Origin of the sequence: Streptococcus mitis (assembly GCF_946190115.1) — a bacterium.
Taxonomy (GTDB): domain Bacteria; phylum Bacillota; class Bacilli; order Lactobacillales; family Streptococcaceae; genus Streptococcus; species Streptococcus mitis_CO.
In genome coordinates, this window is the sequence record NZ_CAMHZG010000003.1 from 85,981 (window position 1) to 106,403 (window position 20,423).

Sequence of the window (20,423 nt, forward strand, 5' to 3'; positions counted from 1 at the left end):
GAGAATAAATAGTATGGAAATCAAATTTACAATTAAACAAGTTGTTGCTGTCGGAATTGGCGCGGCCCTCTTTGTCGTCATCGGGATGATCAACATTCCGACCCCTGTTCCAAATACAAGCATCCAGCTTCAGTATGCGGTACAAGCGCTACTTTCTATTATTTTTGGACCGATTATCGGTTTGCTTGTCGGGTTGATTGGTCATGCAATCAAGGACTCTCTTGCTGGTTACGGTCTGTGGTGGACTTGGATTATCGCTAGTGGGCTCTTTGGTCTAGCTGTGGGACTTTTTAGAAAGTACGTTCGTGTGATCAATGGTGTCTTTGAATGGAAAGATATTCTTATTTTTAACCTCATTCAACTACTTGCAAATGCTCTTGTTTGGGGTGTCTTGGCACCACTTGGAGATGTTGTGATTTATCAAGAAGCGGCAGAAAAAGTATTTGCCCAAGGGATTGTTGCGGGAATTGCTAATGGTGTATCTGTAGCTATTGCAGGAACTCTTCTCTTGATTGCCTATGCAGGAACTCAAACTCGTGCAGGAAGTTTGAAAAAGGACTAAAATGATGGGGAAGGCTGGGCAACCAGTCTTTTTCGATGTTTATAGATTAGTTAGGCAAGTAAGCTGGGATAGGAATCTTTTTGGTGCTAAGATTTTAAGAGAAGAGACTGCAAGAAGGGCTTGATTTATGATAAAATAGAAGTCTAAGAAGCGAATGAAGAGAGTAAGATGAAAGAAGCTATAATTGAGTGGAAGGATTTCTCTTTCCGGTATGAAACACAACAAGAACCGACCTTGCAAGGGGTGGACTTGACCATTCACAAGGGAGAGAAAGTCTTAATTGTTGGACCATCTGGGTCAGGTAAGTCTACCTTGGGTCAATGTTTGAATGGGATTATTCCCAATATTTACAAGGGTCAGATGTCTGGAGAATTTTTGATCAAGGGGCAAGCAGCCTTTGATATGAGCATCTACGATAAATCTCATCTGGTCAGTACAGTTTTGCAGGATACAGATGGGCAGTTTATCGGTCTGTCCGTGGCAGAGGATTTGGCTTTTGCTCTGGAAAATGATGTGACAGCTCTAGATGAGATGAAAAATCGTGTTCATAAATGGGCTGAAAAGCTGGATCTTCTCCCTTTACTAGCTCAGCGGCCTCAGGATTTGTCAGGTGGACAAAAGCAGCGGGTCAGTCTGGCTGGTGTCTTGATTGATGAAAGTCCGATTCTCTTGTTTGATGAGCCACTCGCCAATCTGGATCCCAAGTCAGGTCAGGATATTATCGAATTGATTGACCAGATTCATAAGGAAGAGGGAACGACGACACTTATTATTGAGCATCGTTTGGAGGATGTTCTGCATCGCCCTGTGGATCGGATTGTCTTGATCAATGATGGTCGTATTCTCTTTAATGGGAGCCCTGACCAGCTACTGGCGACTGATTTATTGACCCAAAATGGAATTCGAGAACCCCTTTATCTAACCACTCTCCGTCAATTGGGTGTGGATTTAGCCAAGGAAGAACAATTAGCAAATCTGGATAACTTGTCTATCTCAAAAGGCCAGATTCAGTTGCGGACGGAACTGGTAAAAGAAACCCCAGAATTGCAGTCACTCTTTAGACTAGAGGATGTGTCGTTTTCTTATGATGATAGACCGATTTTAAAGTCCCTACATTTGGATATTAAAAAGGGTGAAAAGATTGCCATTGTCGGGAAAAATGGGGCTGGGAAATCAACCCTAGCCAAGGCCTTAAGTAGCTTTATTCAGACGGAAGGTCGCTATCTGTGGGAAGGGCAGGATATCAAAGAAGATTCTGTTGCAGAGAGGGCGGAACGAGTAGGCTATGTGCTGCAAAATCCCAATCAAATGATTTCAACCAATATGATTTTTGATGAGGTGGCTCTGGGACTACGTTTGAGAGGTGTGGACGAGCAGGAAATTGAAACGAGAGTCTATGAAACCTTGAAAATCTGTGGTCTCTATGAATTCCGTAATTGGCCTATTTCTGCCCTGTCATTTGGTCAGAAAAAACGTGTCACCATTGCTTCAATTTTGGTCTTGGGGGCTGAAATTATCCTCTTAGATGAACCAACTGCAGGTCAAGACCAGAAGAACTATACTGAGATTATGGAATTTCTTGAAGAACTGCATCAACAAGGGCATACGATTGTCATGATTACCCATGATATGCAATTGATGCTGGATTATTCAGACCGAGCCCTTGTCATGGTGGATGGGGAACTGATTGCCGATACCGATCCAGCCAGTCTTTTGAGCAATCCTGAGCTGTTAATAAAAGCCAACCTAAAAGAAACTTCAATCTTCAACTTGGCCAATAAACTAGACGTGGATCCACTTGCTTTAACGGCATTTTACAAAGAAAGGAGAGAAGGATGCAAGCTAAATTAATTGGTTACCAGCATAGAGATACTGTGATTCATCGCTTGTCAGGAGCTGGGAAACTTCTCTTTTTCATTCTCGTGTCATTGGCGGCCATGATTAGCTATGATACCAGACTGCTTGTTTTGATTGCTATTTTTTCGGTCTTTCTCCTCTATTTGTCAGAAATCCATTTCAAAGATGTTTCCTTTGTAGCCGTTTTTGCGACGGTATTTGCCGTTTTAAATGTCTTGATGGTCTATCTCTTTTCTCCTGAATATGGGGTTGGACTTTACGGAGAGAGAAGTGTGATTTGGCAGGGAATCGGTAGCTACACGATAACGAGCCAAGAACTCTTTTACTTGTTGAATTTAATTATTAAGTATATATGCACCATTCCTTTAGCAATTATTTTTTTAATGACCACTCATCCTAGTCAGTTTGCTTCTAGCCTTAATCAAATTGGGGTATCTTACAAAATTGCCTATTCTGTCAGTCTGACCTTGCGCTATATTCCAGATTTGCAGGAAGAATTCTTTACTATCAAGATGTCTCAGGAGGCGCGTGGGATGGAATTATCCAAGAAAGCTTCTCTCATGCAACGAATCAAAGGAAATCTGCGCATCATTACTCCCTTGATTTTTAGCTCGTTAGAACGCATTGATACCATCGCGACCGCCATGGAGCTTCGCCGCTTTGGGAAAGAGAAAAAACGCACTTGGTATAGTTATCAGGCCTTGAAAAAAGGAGACTATCTTACCTTGGTCTTGGCAGCCTTGTTTTTAGTAGCTAGTTTACTACTTATCTTGCAGAATCAGGGACGATTTTACAACCCTTGGAAATAGCTTGAAAAAATTGAAAAAATCAAGTCGTTTCTATTGACAATGATTCTGAAAGTGTTATACTAAGAAAGTAGTTTCGCTGATTTACTTCAAACCTGTTGTGAGGTAAGTTAACGATGCCTTAACCACGCTGTTTGCTGAGCTTGACTCCGGGCAGTGTGGCTATTTTTTTGCAATGGTAAAAGGAAGCAAGTCATGACAAATCACATTGTATTATTTGAACCACAAATTCCACAAAATACAGGCAATATCGCGCGTACTTGCGCTGCGACCAATTCTCCCCTCCACATCATCAAGCCAATGGGCTTTCCTATTGACGACCGCAAGATGAAGCGAGCTGGATTGGATTATTGGGATAAGCTAGAGATTTATTTTTACGAGAGTTTAGAAGATTTCATGTCTCAGATGAAGGGCAAACTCTATCTGATTTCGAAATTCGCGGAAAAAGTCTATTCTGAGGTGGATTTATCGACTGATGAAGACTATTATTTTCTCTTTGGACGTGAAGACAAGGGCTTGCCTGAGGACTTTATGCGAGAACATCCTGAAAAGGCTCTCCGTATTCCTATGAATGATGAACATGTCCGCAGTCTCAATGTGTCTAATACCGTCTGCATGATTGTCTATGAGGCTCTTCGCCAGCAGAACTTTGCAGGTCTTGAGCTTGTTCATACCTATGAAGTGGATAAATTGAAATAAAAAATGAAAATGAAAATGAACAAAATGCTTGCGCTTGCAAGCGTTTTTTGTTATGATAAAAGAGTCTTCAGGGCAGGGTGTGATTCCCGACCGGCGGTAAATTTGACTAGCTATTTTAGCTTTCTCGTCGTTGTCTTGTCTCGATATACTTTAAGTATTATCTTCGACTGCGACGCCTAGATAAATCTAAAATATCTTAGCCAAATAAGTCCGCGAGCGCAAGCTGATGTGGTGAGATTCCACAACCGACAGTATAGTCTGGATGGGAGAAGACGAAAGAATAGCTTTGTCTGTTCTGATAGATTTATAACCAAATTGTAACCGCTTGCTTGGGTTTCCTTAATAGAGTAAGAGGGAACTTTTGGGATATAAAAAGTGAGAATAGATAGAGGAATCCTTTCTAACTTCTTCTGATTTTATAGAAAATTGGAGGAACCTGTTATGACAAACACACGTCGACTTTCGACCATTGCGATTTTATCAGCTATCTCATTTGTGCTGATGTACTTTGACTTTCCGCTTTTGCCAGCGGCGTCCTTCCTCAAGATCGAATTTAGTATCTTGCCAGTCCTTGTGGGCTTGGTGGTCATGGATTTGCCTGCTGCTCTAGGAATTCTCTTGCTTCGCTCACTCTTGAAATTGCTTCTTAATAGTCAAGGAGTGAATACTTACATTGGTTTGCCGATGAATATCGTAGCTTTGGGAGTTTTTGTCATCGTATTTGCTTTGATTTGGAAAAAGGAACGGACAACCCTTCGTTTCCTACTAGGCTCTCTAGCTGGAACTATTGGCTTGACCGTGGCTATGTTGGTTCTCAACTATGTTTACGCTGTTCCTTTGTACGCTAAGTTTGCTAACTTTGATATTGGAAAAATTTTGGGACTTTCCAACTACCTAATGACCATGGTATTACCTTTTAACTTGATTGAGGGTGTAATCTTTTCCGTTTCATTCTGGTTGTTGTACGTCCTTTTGAAACCAACCTTAAAATATTATGAGAGATAAACAAACATTTTTAATGAAGGGCAGTTTTGCCCTTTTACTTTTCGTTATTCTTGGCTACATGGTCAAATTTTACCCTGAAACGCTGGTCGGTTTTGACCAACCGATACAGACTGCCGTTCGAGGAGACTTGCCAGCTTACTTGACTATTCTTTTCAGGGCCATCACACGCCTGATTGATATCCCAGTGATTATCACTTGGGTTGTCATTACAGCTTTTATCTTTTATCGTAAGCGATGGAAGATAGAAAGTTTCTTAATGCTGGGAAATCTGTCTTTGGCAGGTCTTTTAATCGTGACCTTTAAAAATATCTACCAGCGGCCACGACCAGCTATTTTACACTTGGTTGAGGAGAAGGGATTTTCCTTCCCAAGCGGCCATTCTCTGGCTGTAACCTTGATGGTCGGCTCTCTGATTGTCATTCTCAGTCAACGGATTAAAAATCCAGTCTGGAGAAAAATCGTACAAATCGTCCTTGGCCTTTACTTAGTCAGTGTGTTGGTATCAAGGGTCTATCTGGGAGTTCACTATCCATCAGATGTCCTTGCTAGTCTCTGTGTGGGCTTGGGAGTCCTGTTTATCGAGTTTCCCTTCTATGACAAACTCCGCTTCCAATGGCGATTCAAAGGTAAGCAGAAGTGAGTATCAAATTCCTTTGAGGAGAAAGAAATGAAAGTCAGTATAGCAGATCTTCATCCGACTCAACTATACTTATCAGAAAAGAAGTTGCAAGATATTCAGATGCTTTACCAGTCGGCAGAAACAATCCAAGTCGATCCAATCAGTATTCTTGCCTTTGGAGATTGCTTGCTGATTACAGACGGGCATCACAGGGCTTATCAGGCTTTATTAGCAGGTCAAGATACGATTTCTGCTGAGTGGGATAGAGATGGTGGTGATGAACTATATCATCTCTATGCGCAAGCCTGCGAAGAAAGAAAAATCTACTCTGTTCTGGATTTGAAAAATCATATCTTGCCTCAAGATGAGTATGAAGCGAAATGGTATAACTGGTGTGATGGTTTTAATCAAGCAGCAACTCTCTTATTGAAAAGGAAAGCAGATGAAACAGGCCCTACAAATAGGTAGTGCATTTTGTCTTGTTCCTTTTTATATTGAAATTAGTCTAATCTAACTTGTTTTTTAACTAAAAATCTGATAAACTAAGTAGTAATTGAATAGAAATCTGCAAGACTAGTAACTCAAGGGAAGTATATCAGGGAGGAGAGCCGTGACTGCAAGCTCTCTATATGAAAGCTGGGTGAATTCACTTGCGCATGGATTTAGAAATGAAGGTCTGACTTGTCAGATAAAAACGGATGGTACCGCGTGTCAACGCTCCGAGTGGAGTTTTTGGCATGTGGTTTTCTTTTTATCTACGAGAGACTGATGGAGGAATTATGTCAACTATTGAAGAACAATTAAAAGCGCTTCGTGAAGAAACGCTGGCTAGCTTGAAGCAGATTTCTGCTGAAAATAAAAAAGAGATGCAAGATTTGCGTGTCTCTGTCCTTGGTAAAAAGGGTTCGCTCACTGAAATCCTCAAAGGGATGAAAGATGTCTCTGCTGAGATGCGTCCAATCATCGGGAAACACGTCAATGAAGCTCGTGATGTCTTGACAGCTGCTTTTGAAGAAACAGCTAAACTATTGGAAGAAAAGAAAGTCGCTGCTCAACTTGCTAGCGAGAGCATTGATGTGACACTTCCAGGTCGTCCTGTTGCGACTGGTCACCGTCATGTCCTCACACAAACCAGTGAAGAAATCGAAGATATTTTCATCGGTATGGGGTATCAAGTCGTAGATGGTTTTGAAGTAGAGCAAGACTACTATAACTTTGAACGTATGAACCTTCCAAAAGACCACCCAGCTCGTGATATGCAGGATACTTTCTATATCACTGAAGAAATCTTGCTCCGTACCCACACGTCTCCAGTTCAAGCGCGTGCTATGGATGCCCATGATTTCTCTAAAGGTCCTTTGAAGATGATCTCACCAGGGCGTGTGTTCCGTCGTGATACAGACGATGCGACCCACAGTCACCAGTTCCACCAAATTGAAGGCTTGGTAGTTGGGAAAAACATCTCTATGGCAGACCTTCAAGGAACGCTTCAGTTGATTGTCCAAAAGATGTTCGGTGAAGAGCGTCAGATCCGTCTGCGTCCATCGTATTTCCCATTCACAGAGCCATCTGTTGAGGTGGATGTTTCTTGCTTCAAGTGTGGTGGAGAAGGCTGTAATGTATGTAAAAAAACAGGTTGGATCGAAATTATGGGTGCCGGTATGGTTCACCCACGTGTCCTTGAAATGAGTGGTATCGATGCGACTATTTACTCTGGATTTGCCTTTGGTCTTGGACAAGAGCGTGTAGCTATGCTCCGTTACGGAATCAACGATATCCGTGGATTCTACCAAGGAGATGTCCGCTTCTCAGAACAGTTTAAATAATGATTAGAAAAGTAGAAATGGCAGATGTTGAGTTGTTGGCAAAAATTGCCAAACAAACCTTTCGTGAAACATTTGCTCATGATAATACAGAAGAGCAGTTACAGGAATACTTTGAAGAGGCTTATAGTCTGAGAGTTTTGTCAACTGAGTTGGAAAATCCAGAATCCGAAACCTATTTCATTATGCATGAAGAGGAGATAGCTGGTTTTCTCAAAGTCAACTGGGGAAGTGCTCAGACTGAGAGAGAATTAGAGGATGCTTTTGAAATTCAACGCCTCTATGTGCTACAAAAATTCCAAGGATTTGGACTAGGTAAGCAACTGTTTGAATTCGCTCTTGAACTTGCTACCAAAAATAGTTTTTCTTGGGCTTGGCTAGGTGTTTGGGAGCATAATACAAAAGCTCAAGCATTTTATAATCGATATGGTTTTGAAAAATTTAGCCAACATCATTTTATGGTTGGTCAAAAAGTAGATACGGATTGGTTACTGAGAAAGAAATTAAGGTAAGAAGATGATTCTTCTATTGAAATGATAGGAAAGGAAAAGAACTAGAGTGGCAACTGTCATTCTGGAGAACTAAATTATGCTTGTATCTTATAAATGGTTAAAAGAATTGGTGGACATTGATGTGCCATCACAAGAGTTGGCTGAAAAAATGTCAACCACAGGGATCGAGGTAGAAGGTGTCGAATCACCGGCTGCTGGTCTCTCAAAAATTGTCGTCGGTGAGGTCTTGTCTTGCGAAGATGTGCCAGAAACTCACCTCCATGTTTGTCAGGTTAACGTTGGCGAAGAAGAAGCCCGTCAAATCGTCTGTGGTGCCCCAAATGTGCGTGCTGGTATCAAGGTTATGGTGGCTCTTCCAGGAGCTCGCATCGCTGACAATTACAAGATCAAAAAAGGGAAAATCCGCGGTCTTGAGTCACTTGGGATGATCTGTTCACTTGGTGAATTGGGTATTTCTGACTCTGTTGTACCAAAGGAATTCGCAGATGGCATCCAAATTTTACCTGAAGATGCCGTTCCAGGTGAGGAAGTCTTTTCTTACCTAGACTTGGATGATGAAATTATCGAACTTTCCATCACACCCAACCGTGCGGATGCCCTTTCTATGCGTGGGGTGGCTCACGAAGTAGCAGCTATCTATGATAAGGCAGTCAACTTTAAAGAATTTACTCTTTCAGAAACTGACCAAGCTGCAGCAGATGCTCTTTCTGTGGGTATTGAGACAGACAAGGCGCCTTACTATGCAGCTCGTATCTTGGACAATGTGACTATCGCACCAAGTCCACAATGGTTGCAAAACCTTCTCATGAACGAAGGCATCCGTCCCATCAATAACGTGGTAGACGTAACCAACTATATCTTGCTTTACTTTGGTCAACCTATGCACGCCTTTGACTTGGATACCTTTGAAGGGAGTGACATCCGTGTACGTGAAGCGCGTGCTGGTGAAAAATTAGTGACCTTGGATGGTGAAGAACGTGACTTGGAAACAAATGACCTAGTCATCACTGTCGCAGACAAGCCAGTAGCCCTTGCAGGTGTTATGGGTGGTCAAGCAACAGAAATCTCTGAAAAGTCTACTCGTGTTGTTCTTGAAGCTGCTGTTTTCAATGGCAAATCAATTCGTAAGACCAGCGGTCGTCTTAACCTTCGTTCTGAGTCATCTTCTCGCTTTGAAAAAGGTATCAATGTGGCAACAGTTAATGAAGCACTTGATGCGGCAGCTAGTATGATTGCCGAACTTTCTGGTGCGACGGTGCGTAAAGGCATCGTTTCAGCGGGTGAACTTGATACCTCTGATGTGGAAGTTTATTCAACTCTTGCTGATGTTAACCGTGTCCTTGGTACAGAACTTTCTTACGCGGATGTAGAAGACGTCTTCCGTCGTCTTGGCTTTGGTCTTTCTGGAAATGCAGACAGCTTTACAGTCAGCGTCCCACGTCGTCGCTGGGATATCACTATTGAGGCAGACCTCTTTGAAGAAATTGCTCGTATCTATGGTTATGACCGCTTGCCAACCAGCCTTCCAAAAGACGATGGTACAGCTGGTGAATTGACAGTTACACAAAAACTCCGCCGTCAAGTTCGTACGATTGCTGAAGGAGCAGGTTTGACAGAAATCATCACCTATGCTCTAACAACTCCTGAAAAAGCAGTTGAGTTTACGGCTCAACCAAGTAACCTTACTGAACTCATGTGGCCAATGACAGTGGACCGTTCTGTCCTCCGTCAAAATATGATTTCTGGTATCCTTGATACCGTTGCCTACAACGTGGCTCGTAAGAATAAAAACTTGGCCCTTTATGAGATTGGAAAGGTCTTTGAACAAACAGGTAATCCAAAAGAAGAACTTCCAAATGAAATCAACAGTTTTGCCTTTGCCTTGACAGGCTTGGTTGCAGAAAAAGATTTCCAAACAGCAGCAGTTCCAGTTGATTTCTTCTATGCTAAAGGAATCCTAGAAGCATTATTTACTCGCTTGGGAATAGAAGTGAGCTATACAGCTACAGCTGAAATTGCAAGCCTTCATCCAGGTCGTACAGCAGTCATTTCACTCGGTGACCAAGTTCTTGGTTTCCTCGGTCAAGTGCATCCAGTAACTGCTAAGGCCTACGATATTCCAGAAACTTATGTGGCTGAGCTCAACCTTTCAGCCATCGAAGCTGCGCTTCAACCTGCTGTTCCATTTGTGGAAATCACGAAATTCCCAGCAGTCAGCCGTGACGTTGCCCTTCTCCTCAAGGCAGAAGTGACTCATCAAGAAGTTGTAGATGCTATTCAAGCTGCCGGCGTGAAACGTTTGACAGATATCAAACTCTTTGACGTCTTCTCAGGCGAAAAATTGGGACTTGGTATGAAGTCGATGGCTTATAGCTTGACTTTCCAAAATCCAGAAGATAGCTTAACGGACGAAGAAGTAGCACGCTACATGGAAAAAATCCAAGCATCGCTTGAAGAAAAAGTCAATGCAGAAGTGCGTTAACTCATCAATCCATCCTCCGGGGTGGATTTTTCTTTTCAAATAACAATTCAGGATCAAAAATAGACAGTTGAGGAACAGAGAAGATAAATCGGAGTTTACCAGTGTATAATGTACTCATAGCTCAAAGTACCCCAAGATTTTTTACTAAAATGAGGATGATAAAAATGGACAGAAATCATTGTAAAGGCTATCAAAAAGGAGTATAATGAGTGCAAGACATTTCGGAGGTGAAAGATGCTAGAAGTAAGAAATCTAGAGAAAAGTTTTGGACCCAAGCAAGTTTTGTTTGGTATTGACTTTCAAGCGCGACCAGGTCGTATTTTGGGACTAGTCGGGAAAAATGGTGCGGGGAAAACAACGATTTTCCACAGTATTTTGAAGTTTTTAGAATATCAGGGAGAAATCAGTCTGGATGGTCAGGATATCCGTCAGGAAAACTATGCTCGGATTGGCTATCTACCTGAAGAACGCAGTCTCATGCCTAAATTGACAGTCCTTGAACAAGTTCGTTACTTGGCGACTCTAAAAGGCATGGATGCCAAGGAGGTCAAGGAAAAACTTCCTCAATGGATGAAGAGGTTGGAAGTCAAAGGAAAGTTGACAGATAAAATCAAGAGTCTGTCAAAAGGAAATCAGCAGAAGATTCAGCTCATCATTACTCTGATTCATGAGCCAGACTTGATTATCCTGGATGAGCCTTTCAGTGGATTGGACCCAGTCAATACAGAATTGCTCAAACAAGTCATTTTTCAGGAAAAAGAGCGAGGAGCAACCATTATTTTCTCTGACCATGTCATGACCAACGTCGAGGAGCTTTGTGACGATATTCTGATGATTCGAGATGGCCGTGTGGTCTTGCATGGACCGGTACAGGATGTCCGCAATCAATACGGGAAAACGCGTCTCTTTGTTTCAAGTGAACGAAGTAAGGAAGAATTGGAAAAACTTCCTCATGTCAAGCAGGTGAGCTTGACCAAGCAAGGCAGTTGGAAATTGATCTTAGAGGATGAGAGTGCTGGAAGGGAACTCTTCCCAATCTTGACTCAGGGGCAATATATCGCAACCTTTGACCAACAAGCGCCAACAATCGATGAAATCTTCAAACTAGAATCAGGGGTGGAAGTATGAGAAATATGTGGGTTGTAATCAAGGAAACCTATCTTCGACATGTCAAATCGTGGAGTTTCTTCTTTATGGTGATTTCGCCGTTCCTCTTTTTAGCCTTATCTGTAGGAATTGGTTATCTCCAAGGGTCTTCTATGGCCAAGAATAGTAAGATAGCAGTAGTAACAACTGTGCCATCTGTGGAAGATGGGCTCAAGGGTAGCAATGGTCTCAATTTTGATTATCAGGATGAAGTCAGTGCCCAAGCTGCTATCAAAGATGAGAAAATCAAGGGATACCTAACCATTGACCAAGAGGACAGTGTCCTCAAGGCCGTCTATCATGGTGAAACTTCTCTTGAAACAGGCATCAAGCTAGCAGTAACCAATAAGCTCAACGAACTGCAATACCAACTCAATCGTTCGGCAGCCAATTTGTCACAAGAACAGGAAAAACGCTTGGAACAAACAGTTAACTTTACGGAGAAAATTGATGAATCCAAGGAAAATAAAAAAATGATTCAAACCTTTGCGGCCGCAGGGCTTGGTTTCTTCCTTTATATGATTTTGATTACCTATGCTAGTGTCACTGCTCAGGAAGTGGCTAGCGAGAAAGGAACCAAAATTATGGAGGTGGTCTTCTCTAGTATCCGAGCTAGTCATTATTTCTACGCTCGCATGCTAGCTCTGCTTCTTGTGATTTTGACCCATATTGGCATTTACGTCGTGGGTGGACTTGCTGCCATTCTTCTCTTTAAAGACCTACCAATCTTGGCACAATCTGGTATTTTAAACCATATAGGAGAGGCTTTCTCGCTCAACACCTTATTGTTTGTCTTGGTTAGCCTCTTTATGTACGTTGTTTTAGCAGCCTTCCTAGGTTCTATGGTTTCTCGTCCTGAGGATGCAGGAAAAGCCTTGTCGCCTTTGATGATTTTGATTATAGGTGGTTTTTTTGGAGTGACAGCTCTAGGTGCAGCTGGTGACAATCTCATCTTGAAGATTGGTTCATATATTCCCTTTATTTCGACTTTCTTCATGCCGTTTAGAGCTATTAATGGTTATGCAAATGGGTTAGAAGCATGGATTTCGCTTGCTATTACAGTGATTTTTGCAGTGGTAGCAACAGGATTTATCGGACGCATGTATGCCAGCCTAGTCCTTCAAACGGATGATTTAGGGATTTGGAAAACCTTTAGACGTGCCTTATCTTATAAATAGAAGAGCCTCGCGAAAGCGAGGTTTTTAGAGATAAAAAGAGTGGAATTCAGAAAAATATTTTTCATATCTATTGACTTTTAGGGGTGAAATTTGGTATTATAGTAGGCGGTATTGTTTACCCCATTTGAAAGGCCCCGGAACCTTCCAAATACTTTTCGATGGGAAGGAACACCCATCACCGTAAACAAAAATCGAACTATATATAGGAGAAATCATGAACAAAACAACATTTATGGCTAAACCAGGCCAAGTTGAACGTAAATGGTACGTAGTTGACGCAACTGATGTACCACTTGGACGTCTTTCTGCAGTAGTTGCTAGCGTACTTCGCGGAAAAAACAAACCAACATTTACACCACACACTGATACAGGTGACTTTGTGATTGTTATCAATGCTGAAAAAGTTAAATTGACTGGTAAAAAAGCAACTGATAAAATCTACTACACTCACTCAAACCACCCAGGTGGATTGAAACAAATCTCTGCAGGTGAACTTCGTTCTAAAAATGCAGTACGTTTGATCGAGAAATCAGTTAAAGGTATGCTTCCACACAATACTCTTGGACGCGCTCAAGGTATGAAGTTGAAAGTATTTGTTGGAGCTGAGCACACTCACGCTGCACAACAACCAGAAGTTCTTGATATTTCAGGACTTATCTAAGGAAAGGAACAATAAAGTATGTCACAAGCACAATATGCAGGTACTGGACGTCGTAAAAACGCTGTTGCACGCGTTCGCCTTGTTCCAGGAACTGGTAAAATCACTGTTAACAAAAAAGATGTTGAAGAGTACATCCCACACGCTGACCTTCGTCTTGTAATCAACCAACCATTCGCAGTTACTTCAACTGCAGGTTCATACGACGTTTTCGTTAACGTTGTAGGTGGTGGATACGCTGGTCAATCAGGAGCTATCCGTCACGGTATCGCTCGTGCCCTTCTTCAAGTAGACCCAGACTTCCGCGATTCATTGAAACGCGCAGGACTTCTTACACGTGACTCACGTAAAGTTGAACGTAAGAAACCAGGTCTTAAGAAAGCTCGTAAAGCTAGCCAGTTCTCAAAACGTTAAGAACAAGCTACAATACAGCATTTACAACACTTCATGGTTCACACCATGGGGTGTTTTTTTGATGATTTTTAGCAAAATTCACACCACTTTTCACACCATTACTTTTTAAGATTACGATAGGAAATCTCTCCAACAGCCATTGGAATGACATTTGAAGTGTTGACATAAGTCTTAGTTGTAATAGTATCACTATGGGTTAGAGCTTTATAGATTCCATAGTTTAATCCAGTTTTAGCTATTTTATTTTCTCCTTTATTTTATTATTTCTTGAGTATTAGCTTCTCAGCAAAAACGTTGAGAGCAGGTGCAACAGAATTTCCATTCAGCGAAGTATCTGATAGGAAGATAGGGTTAACAACTTCTACAAGAGCATCTTCTGGGAAGACTGTGGTAGAAGCGGGTGTGATAACATGGAAGGAACCGTGTGTTTCACTGTTTAAAATATGACGTTGATATTTACCTTCTTTTCCAAAGATAAAACGTGGGGTATTTCCCAATTTTTCATAGTAAGCTGGGCCGATAAATTCTAGTTTCATTTTTAGTGTTTCTGGGATCATAAGTATTTTCCTTTTTGATTTTAAAATAAAAAGAAAGCCTATAAAATTGCTTCACTCTTGAGTAGTAATGAGTAAAAAGTTTTCGTTTAAACATTCTAGTATAGAATTCCACTTCAGCATGAGAAAATCCTGTAACAAGTGATTTCTTTGCTAAAGACTCTAAGTTATTCAAAGCTTGAGTGTATAGTTGTGCGATTAGTTTATCAGATGAACTGAAGATTCTATAAGTAAATGTGTAATTATCGTAAAGTCTTTGACATGTAGTGCGAAAAAAGTTTGTCATAGTTTCCTCCTTTATTGTAAAAGTAAAAAAGCTACTAAGAAAAAGAATACATAGTAGCTTTAGAGTGAGTCTATCGAGGTAGATAGACAGCAGTAAAGAAAAGTTATTTAGTTGAAGGAACTCTCCTTCACGGTGGCAACTTTTAGCAAGGTGCTTTGCATCAATTACCATAGCTTTCCTAGCTAATCTCAATAGGTAGTCATTATCATACCCATTGGGTTATCTTACGCCCTTTGGCGAAGCCAGTTCACTTTACTATTCGGAAAAGTGCGAAAGTCCGAAATTCGTGGAAGCCCACAAAAATGTTTTATATCTTCACTTCAACCATAAACAGACTTGACTTTTCTTTCCAAAACATTTACAATAAAGGCACGAAGTTTAGTGTAGTTTTGGCAATCAGTCCTCTGGTTCTCAGACGCACTTTTTATTTAATTGTCAATGATCTCAATTGGTAGGGATTATTATTTTGATTTTCAATATCGCTAATAGCTATATTTATTTTTTATCGCCATTAGCGATAAAAGTCAAGAAGTTTTTGAAATTTTTTATAAAAATTTGAAGAGGAATAACTATGGCGTTTTCAGTACGTTTAAAAGAATTACGAAAACAAGCTCACTTAACTCAGGTTGAACTCGCAAAACGATTAGGGATAGGACAATCTTCCTATGCAGACTGGGAGAGAGGTAATAAAAAACCAACCCAAAAAAATCTCGTTAAGATAGCACAAGTTTTAAATGTGTCAATTGATTATTTAGTTGGAAATTCAGAAGAAAAATCAGATGAATTAGATAATATTGAATTGCTTTTCCGTATGAACTCAAAAGGACTGACTGAAGAAGAAAAAAAGTATTCAAAAAAGAGTTGATTGAGTTTATGGAGGAAAGAAAGAAAACATTTAAGAAAGGGAACTAGTTCATAAGTTTTTATTGTTGATGATTAAGATTAAAGAAAAAATTAATGATTTATTAAAAAAAGAAAAGTTTTTCTTATTGCAACTTTTCTTTATATTGCTGTATATAGCATTAAATAAACTTGGATCAAGTTATAGTTTTGTAAAAAATATTTATTTGGGTTTAGCTGTTTTAAATGAATTAATACTAGTTATTGTTTTTTGGAAATTTTTTCAACGTAAGAAGATTATTGATAAATTTGGGAGAATAAAAATTTCACTGTATAATAATGTAAAATGGTTATTTTTTAAAAAGATTTGTCTAATAGTTCTTATGTATTTGTTACTTTTTTCTATTTTTGAGACTTTATTACATACTATACTTCTAGATTTTGAGTTATTAAAAGAATTTGAAGTAATAGTAATGCTGTTACTAATTTTACATTTTTTTATGGAGATTTCGAGAGTAGCAATAATGGAAGATGTAGATGCATATGTTCCGCTACCAATTATTATTGTCTTCTATATGATTTTTGCTATATTTAGTAATAGTCTTCTAAATACTTTTTTTATCTCTACTTTATTTATCGGCGTTATAAATTGGTTGGTAAGTTCTGATGCTTTCATCTATTCTCAAGAGCAATTAAATATTGATTCTAATTTGAAAATCAGTTTCAATATACAATCTAAAAGAAGATTGGCTAGAATAAAGTCTGGCGCCCTATTCTTTTCAATATCACTTAGTTTTGCAAGATTAATTACTGATAACCTTCTAAAGGTTAAGTATATTAAAGATTTTCTAATAAATCTTCCTATATCTATTGGATTGGTGGGAAGTGATGCTAGCTATGCTCAAGAATTGTTTGTAAATCTTATAGTTACAGTAGTCATTATATTTATTTTCTTTTTATCTATGAATCTAATAATTAATTATTTAATAAGAACTCGAATATCCTATGGTCTTCCTGTGATTAGTAAAATTTTAAACATGTATGAGTATGAGATTGAGCAAAAATTTAAAAATATTATTAGTAGCTATTCTCCTATTCAAATTAAAATTAAAAAGTATTATTTGAATAAAGTTAATGATTATTTAAATAGCAAAAAAAAATCCAAAATATATATTTGTTTTGATGATAATGGACTTTTTGACCACTATATTTCAGTAGCATCTTATAAATCTCTTACAGATAATTATAGGCGAAAGTATCAATTAACAAAAAAAAGTAAAATTTCTAAGCAACTAGATATATTAAATGAGGTGATAGGGATAGTTGAATAGCATAAAGTGGACAATCGTCCACTTTTTTTGTATAATAAACTCAACCAATTGGGTTTAGCTGTTACGCTGTACCAAAGGAGGTATGATTCGTTGGATGAATTTTATACTAGAGTGAGCAATGTTACAAAACAGAGACTGTATCAGTATATAAAGGATAATAATACTACACTGTTAGACTATAACTTTAGAGATTTTTTTCAGCATTGTATTAAGAAAAATAAAATTCAAGTTATGAGTCACCATTTTACGAATCATAAGATTGAAGGTTTGACAATAATTGACCAAGATGGGATAAGTTTTTCCTATGAAAGAGACAATCCAAAAGTTAAGCAGAATTTTACTCTGTGTCATGAACTGGGGCACTTCATTCTTAACCATAGTGGTACGTGCTTTACTGAATCTGTAGATAATCAGGAAAATGTATTAGAAAGAGGGGCGAATATCTTTTCAGCTGTGGTATTGATGCCAGATATTGTGTTGTGGTCTAAAATTTATTACAGTTGTGAAAGTTTTCAAAATGTACAAAATAGCCTAGAAGTTTCAAAGCAAGCCTTGTATTTTCGTTTATTGGATCTCTTGCGTGAGTATTTTCCTAATAAAGAAGGTCAAATTAAATCAGCTATTGAAGACTATATCCAGAGAAACAATACTTCAATTCATAATTTTTTTCATAATATTAAAGAAAAAATAATTGAAGAATTTAATCAATATAGACATTCGTTGATGAATCAGATTCGGAATCGAATTGATGAAAAGGGATTTGTTTCTAGTCAAGAGTTACCAGAGTTACTTCATCAAGAAAATTGGGCTAATTTAAAAGAAAATATTAAACATTTGAAAATTTGGTTAGTGTATAATAAGGGCAAACAAATATCATATGCTTGGGATAGTTTGAAGTTATCAGATGAACAAGCAAGAAAAAAAGCGGAATTACAATTATTATTAATGTGAGGTGAATTTAATGTATCAACCAGAAAAACTTAAAGCTCGTAGAAAAGATCTTGGTATGACTCAAAAAGAAATTGCAGACCAATTAGGTATAACGTTTCAAGCTTACTCTGCTTGGGAACGTGGGATAAAAGAGCCCTCAAAAGAAAAAGTCTCTCAATTAGAAAAGATTCTTAACGTATCAGTTGGATATTTTACCGAGATTGAAATTGTTCGACTATATAATAATCTTTCCGATAAAGGAAAAGAAAAAGTAGTAGCCTATGCTCAAGATTTAGTGGAAGATGAGAAAAGTAAAAAAGTAATATATATTTCAGAAAAACTTTTTGAATACCATGTTTATGAAAGAATGTCTGCAGGTATTGGTGCTTCTGTTTATGGTGATCGTAATTTTGATACAGTCTATTTTAATGAGGAGTTAGCTCATGATTTTGCTTCTTGGGTATCAGGTGATTCAATGGAACCAAAATACTATAATGGATCTGTAGCACTGATTCGAGAGACTGGTTTTGATTATGATGGAGCTGTGTACGCAGTTGTATGCAACAATCAAACCTATATTAAAAGAGTCTATCGCGAAGAAGAAGGGTTACGCTTAGTTTCGATTAATCCTAAATACAAAGATATTTACCTCTCCTATGATGAGGATCCACGGGTTGTAGGAATCATTGTTGGGAATTTTGTACCTATGGAGGGTTAGGTTGTGGGATATTTTGATTATTCAAAAGAACCTAGAAGTGATATTGCCTTTGTTGATATGAAATCTTTTTATGGCAGTGTTGAATGTGTAGAGAGAGGTTTGCATCCTTTGAAGACTTCTTTATGTGTTATGAGTCGAGCCGATAATTCGGCAGGTCTTATTTTAGCATCTTCTCCCATGTTTAAGAAAATATTTGGGAAATCAAATGTAGGGCGTTCCTATGATTTGCCATTTGATATCAAAACAAGAAGGTTCTCGTATTATAATGCTAAGAAACAGGTATTACCCACAGACTCTTAATATGTAAGATATATTGAAGAGTGGGCTAAAGTGACGTTTATTGTCCAACCAAGAATGGATGAGTACATTGCATTGCATATGGAAATCCAACGAATATTTCAGAATTATGGTAGTTCAGATGATATTTATCCTTATTCTATCGATGAAGGCTTTATAGAACTGACAAGTTCACTTAATTACTTTGTTTCAGATCAGAAAATTTCACGTAAAGATAAACTAGATATGATTTCAGCTAGAATTCAAAAAGATATTTGGAGGCGTACTGGGATTTATTCTACAGTAGGGATATCTAATGCGAACTCTTTACTTGCTAAACTAGCACTTGATAATGAAGCTAAGAAAACTTCCACTATGAGAGCTAATTGGTCTTATGAAGATATCGAAAATAAAGTATGGTCTATTCCTAATATGACTGATTTTTGGGGAATAGGACATCGTATGGAAAAGCGCTTAAATAACTTAGGGATTTATTCGATTAAGGAGTTAGCCAATACAAATCCTGATATGTTAAAGAAAAGTCTTGGGATGCCTGGTCTTCGTTTATGGTTTCATGCAAATGGAATAGATGAAAGTAATGTTCATAATCCTTATAAGCCTAAATCTAAAGGATTAGGTAATTCTCAAGTATTACCACGAGGCTATGACGAGAAAAGAGATATTGAAATCATTCTTAGAGAGATGGCAGAACAAGTAGCTATTCGCTTAAGACGAGCAGGTAAAAAACCACAGTTGTTTCAATACATCTCGGGTACTCAAAATATGAAAATAAGCGTTCTATTAACACTCAATTAAAAGTTGAACCAACAAATCATACAGATACACTTATAAACTATGTTTTAAAGCTATTCCGTAACAAATATAATTCGAGAGCAATCCGAAGTGTAGGAGTCAACTATTCAGGATTAGTGGATGAATCTTTTAGTTTGATTTCACTTTTTGATGATGTTGACAAAATTGAAAAAGAAGAAAGGCTCTAGCTAGCAATCGATTCTATTAGAGATAAGTTTGAATTTACTTCGTTACTTAAGACTAGTGCGCTTGATAGTGCATCTAGAATTATAGCAAGAAGTAAACTGATAGGAGGACACTCAGCAGGAGAGTATCAAGATCCAGGTATGCAGAAGTGGATGGGCTTTTTCCTTTCAGAACATACGAGTTCTCTTGACGAGGATCGAAATAGAGTAGACTTATCACCTGGATTAAGTATAGATAAAAAACTATTATTCCTTTCTCAGCTCTATATTGGACAATTAAAAGGACGTTTTACTGTGAAATACAGAGTTCAAAAACTTACTATAGATGGAATGATTAGGGAACTGTCAAACAAAGAAATATCTGTCAAAACAAGTGATGGATATAGACGAGTGCAGATTGAAGATATTTTACAAATTCAGCCTGTGGAGGATGTAATATATGAGTAGAAAAGACCTCTATGAGAATAAATTACAGATGGATTATTTTTCAGAAGATTATATACGGTTTGAAGAAGACTTTCAGAGATGTACCTTTGACGTTTTTGATTGACGATATTTTACGGACAATGGCCTTGAATCAGAAAAACTATTTCAAACTGAATAAAGAGAATACAAAAGATGGCAGAGATCATTATTTTGATTTGAAATAGAAACTTTGAACAATCATTCAACAAGAAGTTTTAGTTATCTAAAGTCGACTCTTAGTAATCGTATCGGACATAACTAGCA

Annotated in this window: 19 protein-coding genes, 4 pseudogenes and 1 riboswitch; of the genes and pseudogenes, 21 read left to right on the top strand and 2 right to left on the bottom strand. The window is 38.5% G+C overall.

The genetic code is table 11. From position 1 onward, the window contains the following. Positions 1–13 precede the first annotated feature (13 nt). The 14 genes from N8L90_RS02345 to rpsI all read left to right on the top strand — a co-directional run bounded on the left by N8L90_RS02345 (position 14) and on the right by rpsI (position 13,761). Positions 14–562, top strand: a complete 549-nt coding sequence (locus tag N8L90_RS02345) for an ECF-type riboflavin transporter substrate-binding protein (protein WP_261023975.1) — start codon at positions 14–16, stop codon at positions 560–562. Between the two features lie 168 nt (positions 563–730). Continuing rightward, positions 731–2,413, top strand: coding sequence for an ABC transporter ATP-binding protein (locus N8L90_RS02350; protein WP_261023976.1), 1,683 nt, complete (start codon positions 731–733; stop codon positions 2,411–2,413). Then, entirely contained in the window at positions 2,398–3,228 is an 831-nt protein-coding gene (locus N8L90_RS02355; protein WP_261023977.1) for an energy-coupling factor transporter transmembrane component T family protein, read from the top strand. The genes N8L90_RS02350 and N8L90_RS02355 overlap by 16 nt, the downstream gene beginning before the upstream one ends. Positions 3,229–3,420: 192 nt before the next feature. Then, a complete protein-coding gene (locus tag N8L90_RS02360) occupies positions 3,421–3,924 on the top strand; it encodes a tRNA (cytidine(34)-2'-O)-methyltransferase (RefSeq protein ID WP_173303135.1) in 504 nt (167 codons plus the stop codon). 59 nt (positions 3,925–3,983) lie between these two features. Next, a riboswitch (FMN riboswitch) is annotated at positions 3,984–4,202 on the top strand. A 163-nt stretch (positions 4,203–4,365) separates the two neighbouring features. Then, entirely contained in the window at positions 4,366–4,929 is a 564-nt protein-coding gene (locus N8L90_RS02365; protein WP_203175541.1) for an ECF transporter S component, read from the top strand. Further along, positions 4,919–5,569, top strand: coding sequence for a phosphatase PAP2 family protein (locus tag N8L90_RS02370; protein ID WP_238393781.1), 651 nt, complete (start codon positions 4,919–4,921; stop codon positions 5,567–5,569). Before N8L90_RS02365 ends, N8L90_RS02370 begins: the two co-directional genes overlap by 11 nt. 27 nt (positions 5,570–5,596) lie before the next feature. Next, entirely contained in the window at positions 5,597–6,016 is a 420-nt protein-coding gene (locus N8L90_RS02375; RefSeq protein ID WP_261023978.1) for a chromosome partitioning protein ParB, read from the top strand. A 311-nt stretch (positions 6,017–6,327) separates the two neighbouring features. Beyond that, positions 6,328–7,374, top strand: coding sequence for a phenylalanine--tRNA ligase subunit alpha (pheS, locus tag N8L90_RS02380; protein ID WP_261023979.1), 1,047 nt, complete (start codon positions 6,328–6,330; stop codon positions 7,372–7,374). Continuing rightward, positions 7,374–7,883 carry a GNAT family N-acetyltransferase gene (locus N8L90_RS02385; RefSeq protein ID WP_261023980.1) on the top strand — a complete coding sequence of 170 codons (510 nt, stop codon included), beginning with the start codon at positions 7,374–7,376 and terminating at the stop codon, positions 7,881–7,883. Before pheS ends, N8L90_RS02385 begins: the two co-directional genes overlap by 1 nt. A gap of 76 nt (positions 7,884–7,959) precedes the next feature. Beyond that, a complete protein-coding gene (gene pheT / locus N8L90_RS02390; RefSeq protein ID WP_261023981.1) occupies positions 7,960–10,365 on the top strand; it encodes a phenylalanine--tRNA ligase subunit beta in 2,406 nt (801 codons plus the stop codon). Positions 10,366–10,599: 234 nt separating this feature from the next. Next, positions 10,600–11,493 carry an ABC transporter ATP-binding protein gene (locus tag N8L90_RS02395; protein ID WP_261023982.1) on the top strand — a complete coding sequence of 298 codons (894 nt, stop codon included), beginning with the start codon at positions 10,600–10,602 and terminating at the stop codon, positions 11,491–11,493. Then, positions 11,490–12,689 carry an ABC transporter permease gene (locus tag N8L90_RS02400; protein WP_045605024.1) on the top strand — a complete coding sequence of 400 codons (1,200 nt, stop codon included), beginning with the start codon at positions 11,490–11,492 and terminating at the stop codon, positions 12,687–12,689. The genes N8L90_RS02395 and N8L90_RS02400 overlap by 4 nt, the downstream gene beginning before the upstream one ends. 214 nt (positions 12,690–12,903) lie before the next feature. Then, positions 12,904–13,350: a 50S ribosomal protein L13 gene (gene rplM, locus N8L90_RS02405; protein ID WP_001044624.1), complete on the top strand. Its 447-nt coding sequence runs from the start codon at positions 12,904–12,906 to the stop codon at positions 13,348–13,350. Between the two features lie 18 nt (positions 13,351–13,368). Beyond that, the gene (gene rpsI, locus N8L90_RS02410; RefSeq protein ID WP_000075964.1) at positions 13,369–13,761 is read left to right on the top strand and encodes a 30S ribosomal protein S9; all 393 of its coding nucleotides are present in this window, start codon (positions 13,369–13,371) and stop codon (positions 13,759–13,761) included. Positions 13,762–13,859: 98 nt separating this feature from the next. Here rpsI and N8L90_RS02415 read toward each other — a convergent pair. Both N8L90_RS02415 and N8L90_RS02420 read right to left on the bottom strand, forming a co-directional pair. Next, a pseudogene (locus N8L90_RS02415) lies at positions 13,860–13,973 on the bottom strand (integrase); the annotation flags it as partial. Between the two features lie 48 nt (positions 13,974–14,021). Beyond that, positions 14,022–14,318: a cytoplasmic protein gene (locus N8L90_RS02420; RefSeq protein ID WP_261023983.1), complete on the bottom strand. Its 297-nt coding sequence runs from the start codon at positions 14,316–14,318 to the stop codon at positions 14,022–14,024. Between the two features lie 854 nt (positions 14,319–15,172). Here N8L90_RS02420 and N8L90_RS02425 point away from each other — a divergent pair. The 7 genes and pseudogenes from N8L90_RS02425 to N8L90_RS02455 all read left to right on the top strand — a co-directional run bounded on the left by N8L90_RS02425 (position 15,173) and on the right by N8L90_RS02455 (position 20,421). Beyond that, positions 15,173–15,513 (top strand): annotated as a pseudogene (locus N8L90_RS02425) (helix-turn-helix domain-containing protein). Between the two features lie 20 nt (positions 15,514–15,533). Beyond that, complete coding sequence (locus N8L90_RS02430; protein WP_261023984.1) at positions 15,534–16,772, top strand: hypothetical protein; 1,239 nt, start codon at positions 15,534–15,536, stop codon at positions 16,770–16,772. Between the two features lie 90 nt (positions 16,773–16,862). Next, entirely contained in the window at positions 16,863–17,723 is an 861-nt protein-coding gene (locus tag N8L90_RS02435) for an ImmA/IrrE family metallo-endopeptidase (protein WP_261023985.1), read from the top strand. 10 nt (positions 17,724–17,733) lie between these two features. Next, positions 17,734–18,420, top strand: a complete 687-nt coding sequence (locus N8L90_RS02440; protein ID WP_261023986.1) for an XRE family transcriptional regulator — start codon at positions 17,734–17,736, stop codon at positions 18,418–18,420. A 3-nt stretch (positions 18,421–18,423) separates the two neighbouring features. Then, positions 18,424–19,817: pseudogene (locus tag N8L90_RS02445) on the top strand (Y-family DNA polymerase); the annotation flags it as partial. 18 nt (positions 19,818–19,835) lie between these two features. Beyond that, a complete protein-coding gene (locus N8L90_RS02450; RefSeq protein ID WP_261024032.1) occupies positions 19,836–20,141 on the top strand; it encodes a hypothetical protein in 306 nt (101 codons plus the stop codon). Beyond that, positions 20,134–20,421: pseudogene (locus N8L90_RS02455) on the top strand (DUF5960 family protein). Before N8L90_RS02450 ends, N8L90_RS02455 begins: the two are co-directional and overlap by 8 nt. Positions 20,422–20,423: the final 2 nt, after the last annotated feature.

Bases quoted from the DNA above. Each gene is read 5' to 3' on its own strand.
- N8L90_RS02350 (WP_261023976.1), top strand. From the start codon at position 731: ATGAAAGAAGCTATAATTGAGTGGAAGGATTTCTCTTTCCGGTATGAA.
- N8L90_RS02365 (WP_203175541.1), top strand. From the start codon at position 4,366: ATGACAAACACACGTCGACTTTCGACCATTGCGATTTTATCAGCTATC.
- N8L90_RS02400 (WP_045605024.1), top strand. From the start codon at position 11,490: ATGAGAAATATGTGGGTTGTAATCAAGGAAACCTATCTTCGACATGTC.
- N8L90_RS02360 (WP_173303135.1), top strand. From the start codon at position 3,421: ATGACAAATCACATTGTATTATTTGAACCACAAATTCCACAAAATACA.
- N8L90_RS02345 (WP_261023975.1), top strand. From the start codon at position 14: ATGGAAATCAAATTTACAATTAAACAAGTTGTTGCTGTCGGAATTGGC.
- pheS (WP_261023979.1), top strand. From the start codon at position 6,328: ATGTCAACTATTGAAGAACAATTAAAAGCGCTTCGTGAAGAAACGCTG.
- pheT (WP_261023981.1), top strand. From the start codon at position 7,960: ATGCTTGTATCTTATAAATGGTTAAAAGAATTGGTGGACATTGATGTG.
- N8L90_RS02440 (WP_261023986.1), top strand. From the start codon at position 17,734: ATGTATCAACCAGAAAAACTTAAAGCTCGTAGAAAAGATCTTGGTATG.
- N8L90_RS02430 (WP_261023984.1), top strand. From the start codon at position 15,534: ATGATTAAGATTAAAGAAAAAATTAATGATTTATTAAAAAAAGAAAAG.
- N8L90_RS02420 (WP_261023983.1), bottom strand. From the start codon at position 14,318: ATGATCCCAGAAACACTAAAAATGAAACTAGAATTTATCGGCCCAGCT.
- rplM (WP_001044624.1), top strand. From the start codon at position 12,904: ATGAACAAAACAACATTTATGGCTAAACCAGGCCAAGTTGAACGTAAA.
- N8L90_RS02385 (WP_261023980.1), top strand. From the start codon at position 7,374: ATGATTAGAAAAGTAGAAATGGCAGATGTTGAGTTGTTGGCAAAAATT.
- N8L90_RS02395 (WP_261023982.1), top strand. From the start codon at position 10,600: ATGCTAGAAGTAAGAAATCTAGAGAAAAGTTTTGGACCCAAGCAAGTT.
- N8L90_RS02355 (WP_261023977.1), top strand. From the start codon at position 2,398: ATGCAAGCTAAATTAATTGGTTACCAGCATAGAGATACTGTGATTCAT.
- N8L90_RS02375 (WP_261023978.1), top strand. From the start codon at position 5,597: ATGAAAGTCAGTATAGCAGATCTTCATCCGACTCAACTATACTTATCA.
- N8L90_RS02450 (WP_261024032.1), top strand. From the start codon at position 19,836: ATGCAGAAGTGGATGGGCTTTTTCCTTTCAGAACATACGAGTTCTCTT.
- rpsI (WP_000075964.1), top strand. From the start codon at position 13,369: ATGTCACAAGCACAATATGCAGGTACTGGACGTCGTAAAAACGCTGTT.
- N8L90_RS02370 (WP_238393781.1), top strand. From the start codon at position 4,919: ATGAGAGATAAACAAACATTTTTAATGAAGGGCAGTTTTGCCCTTTTA.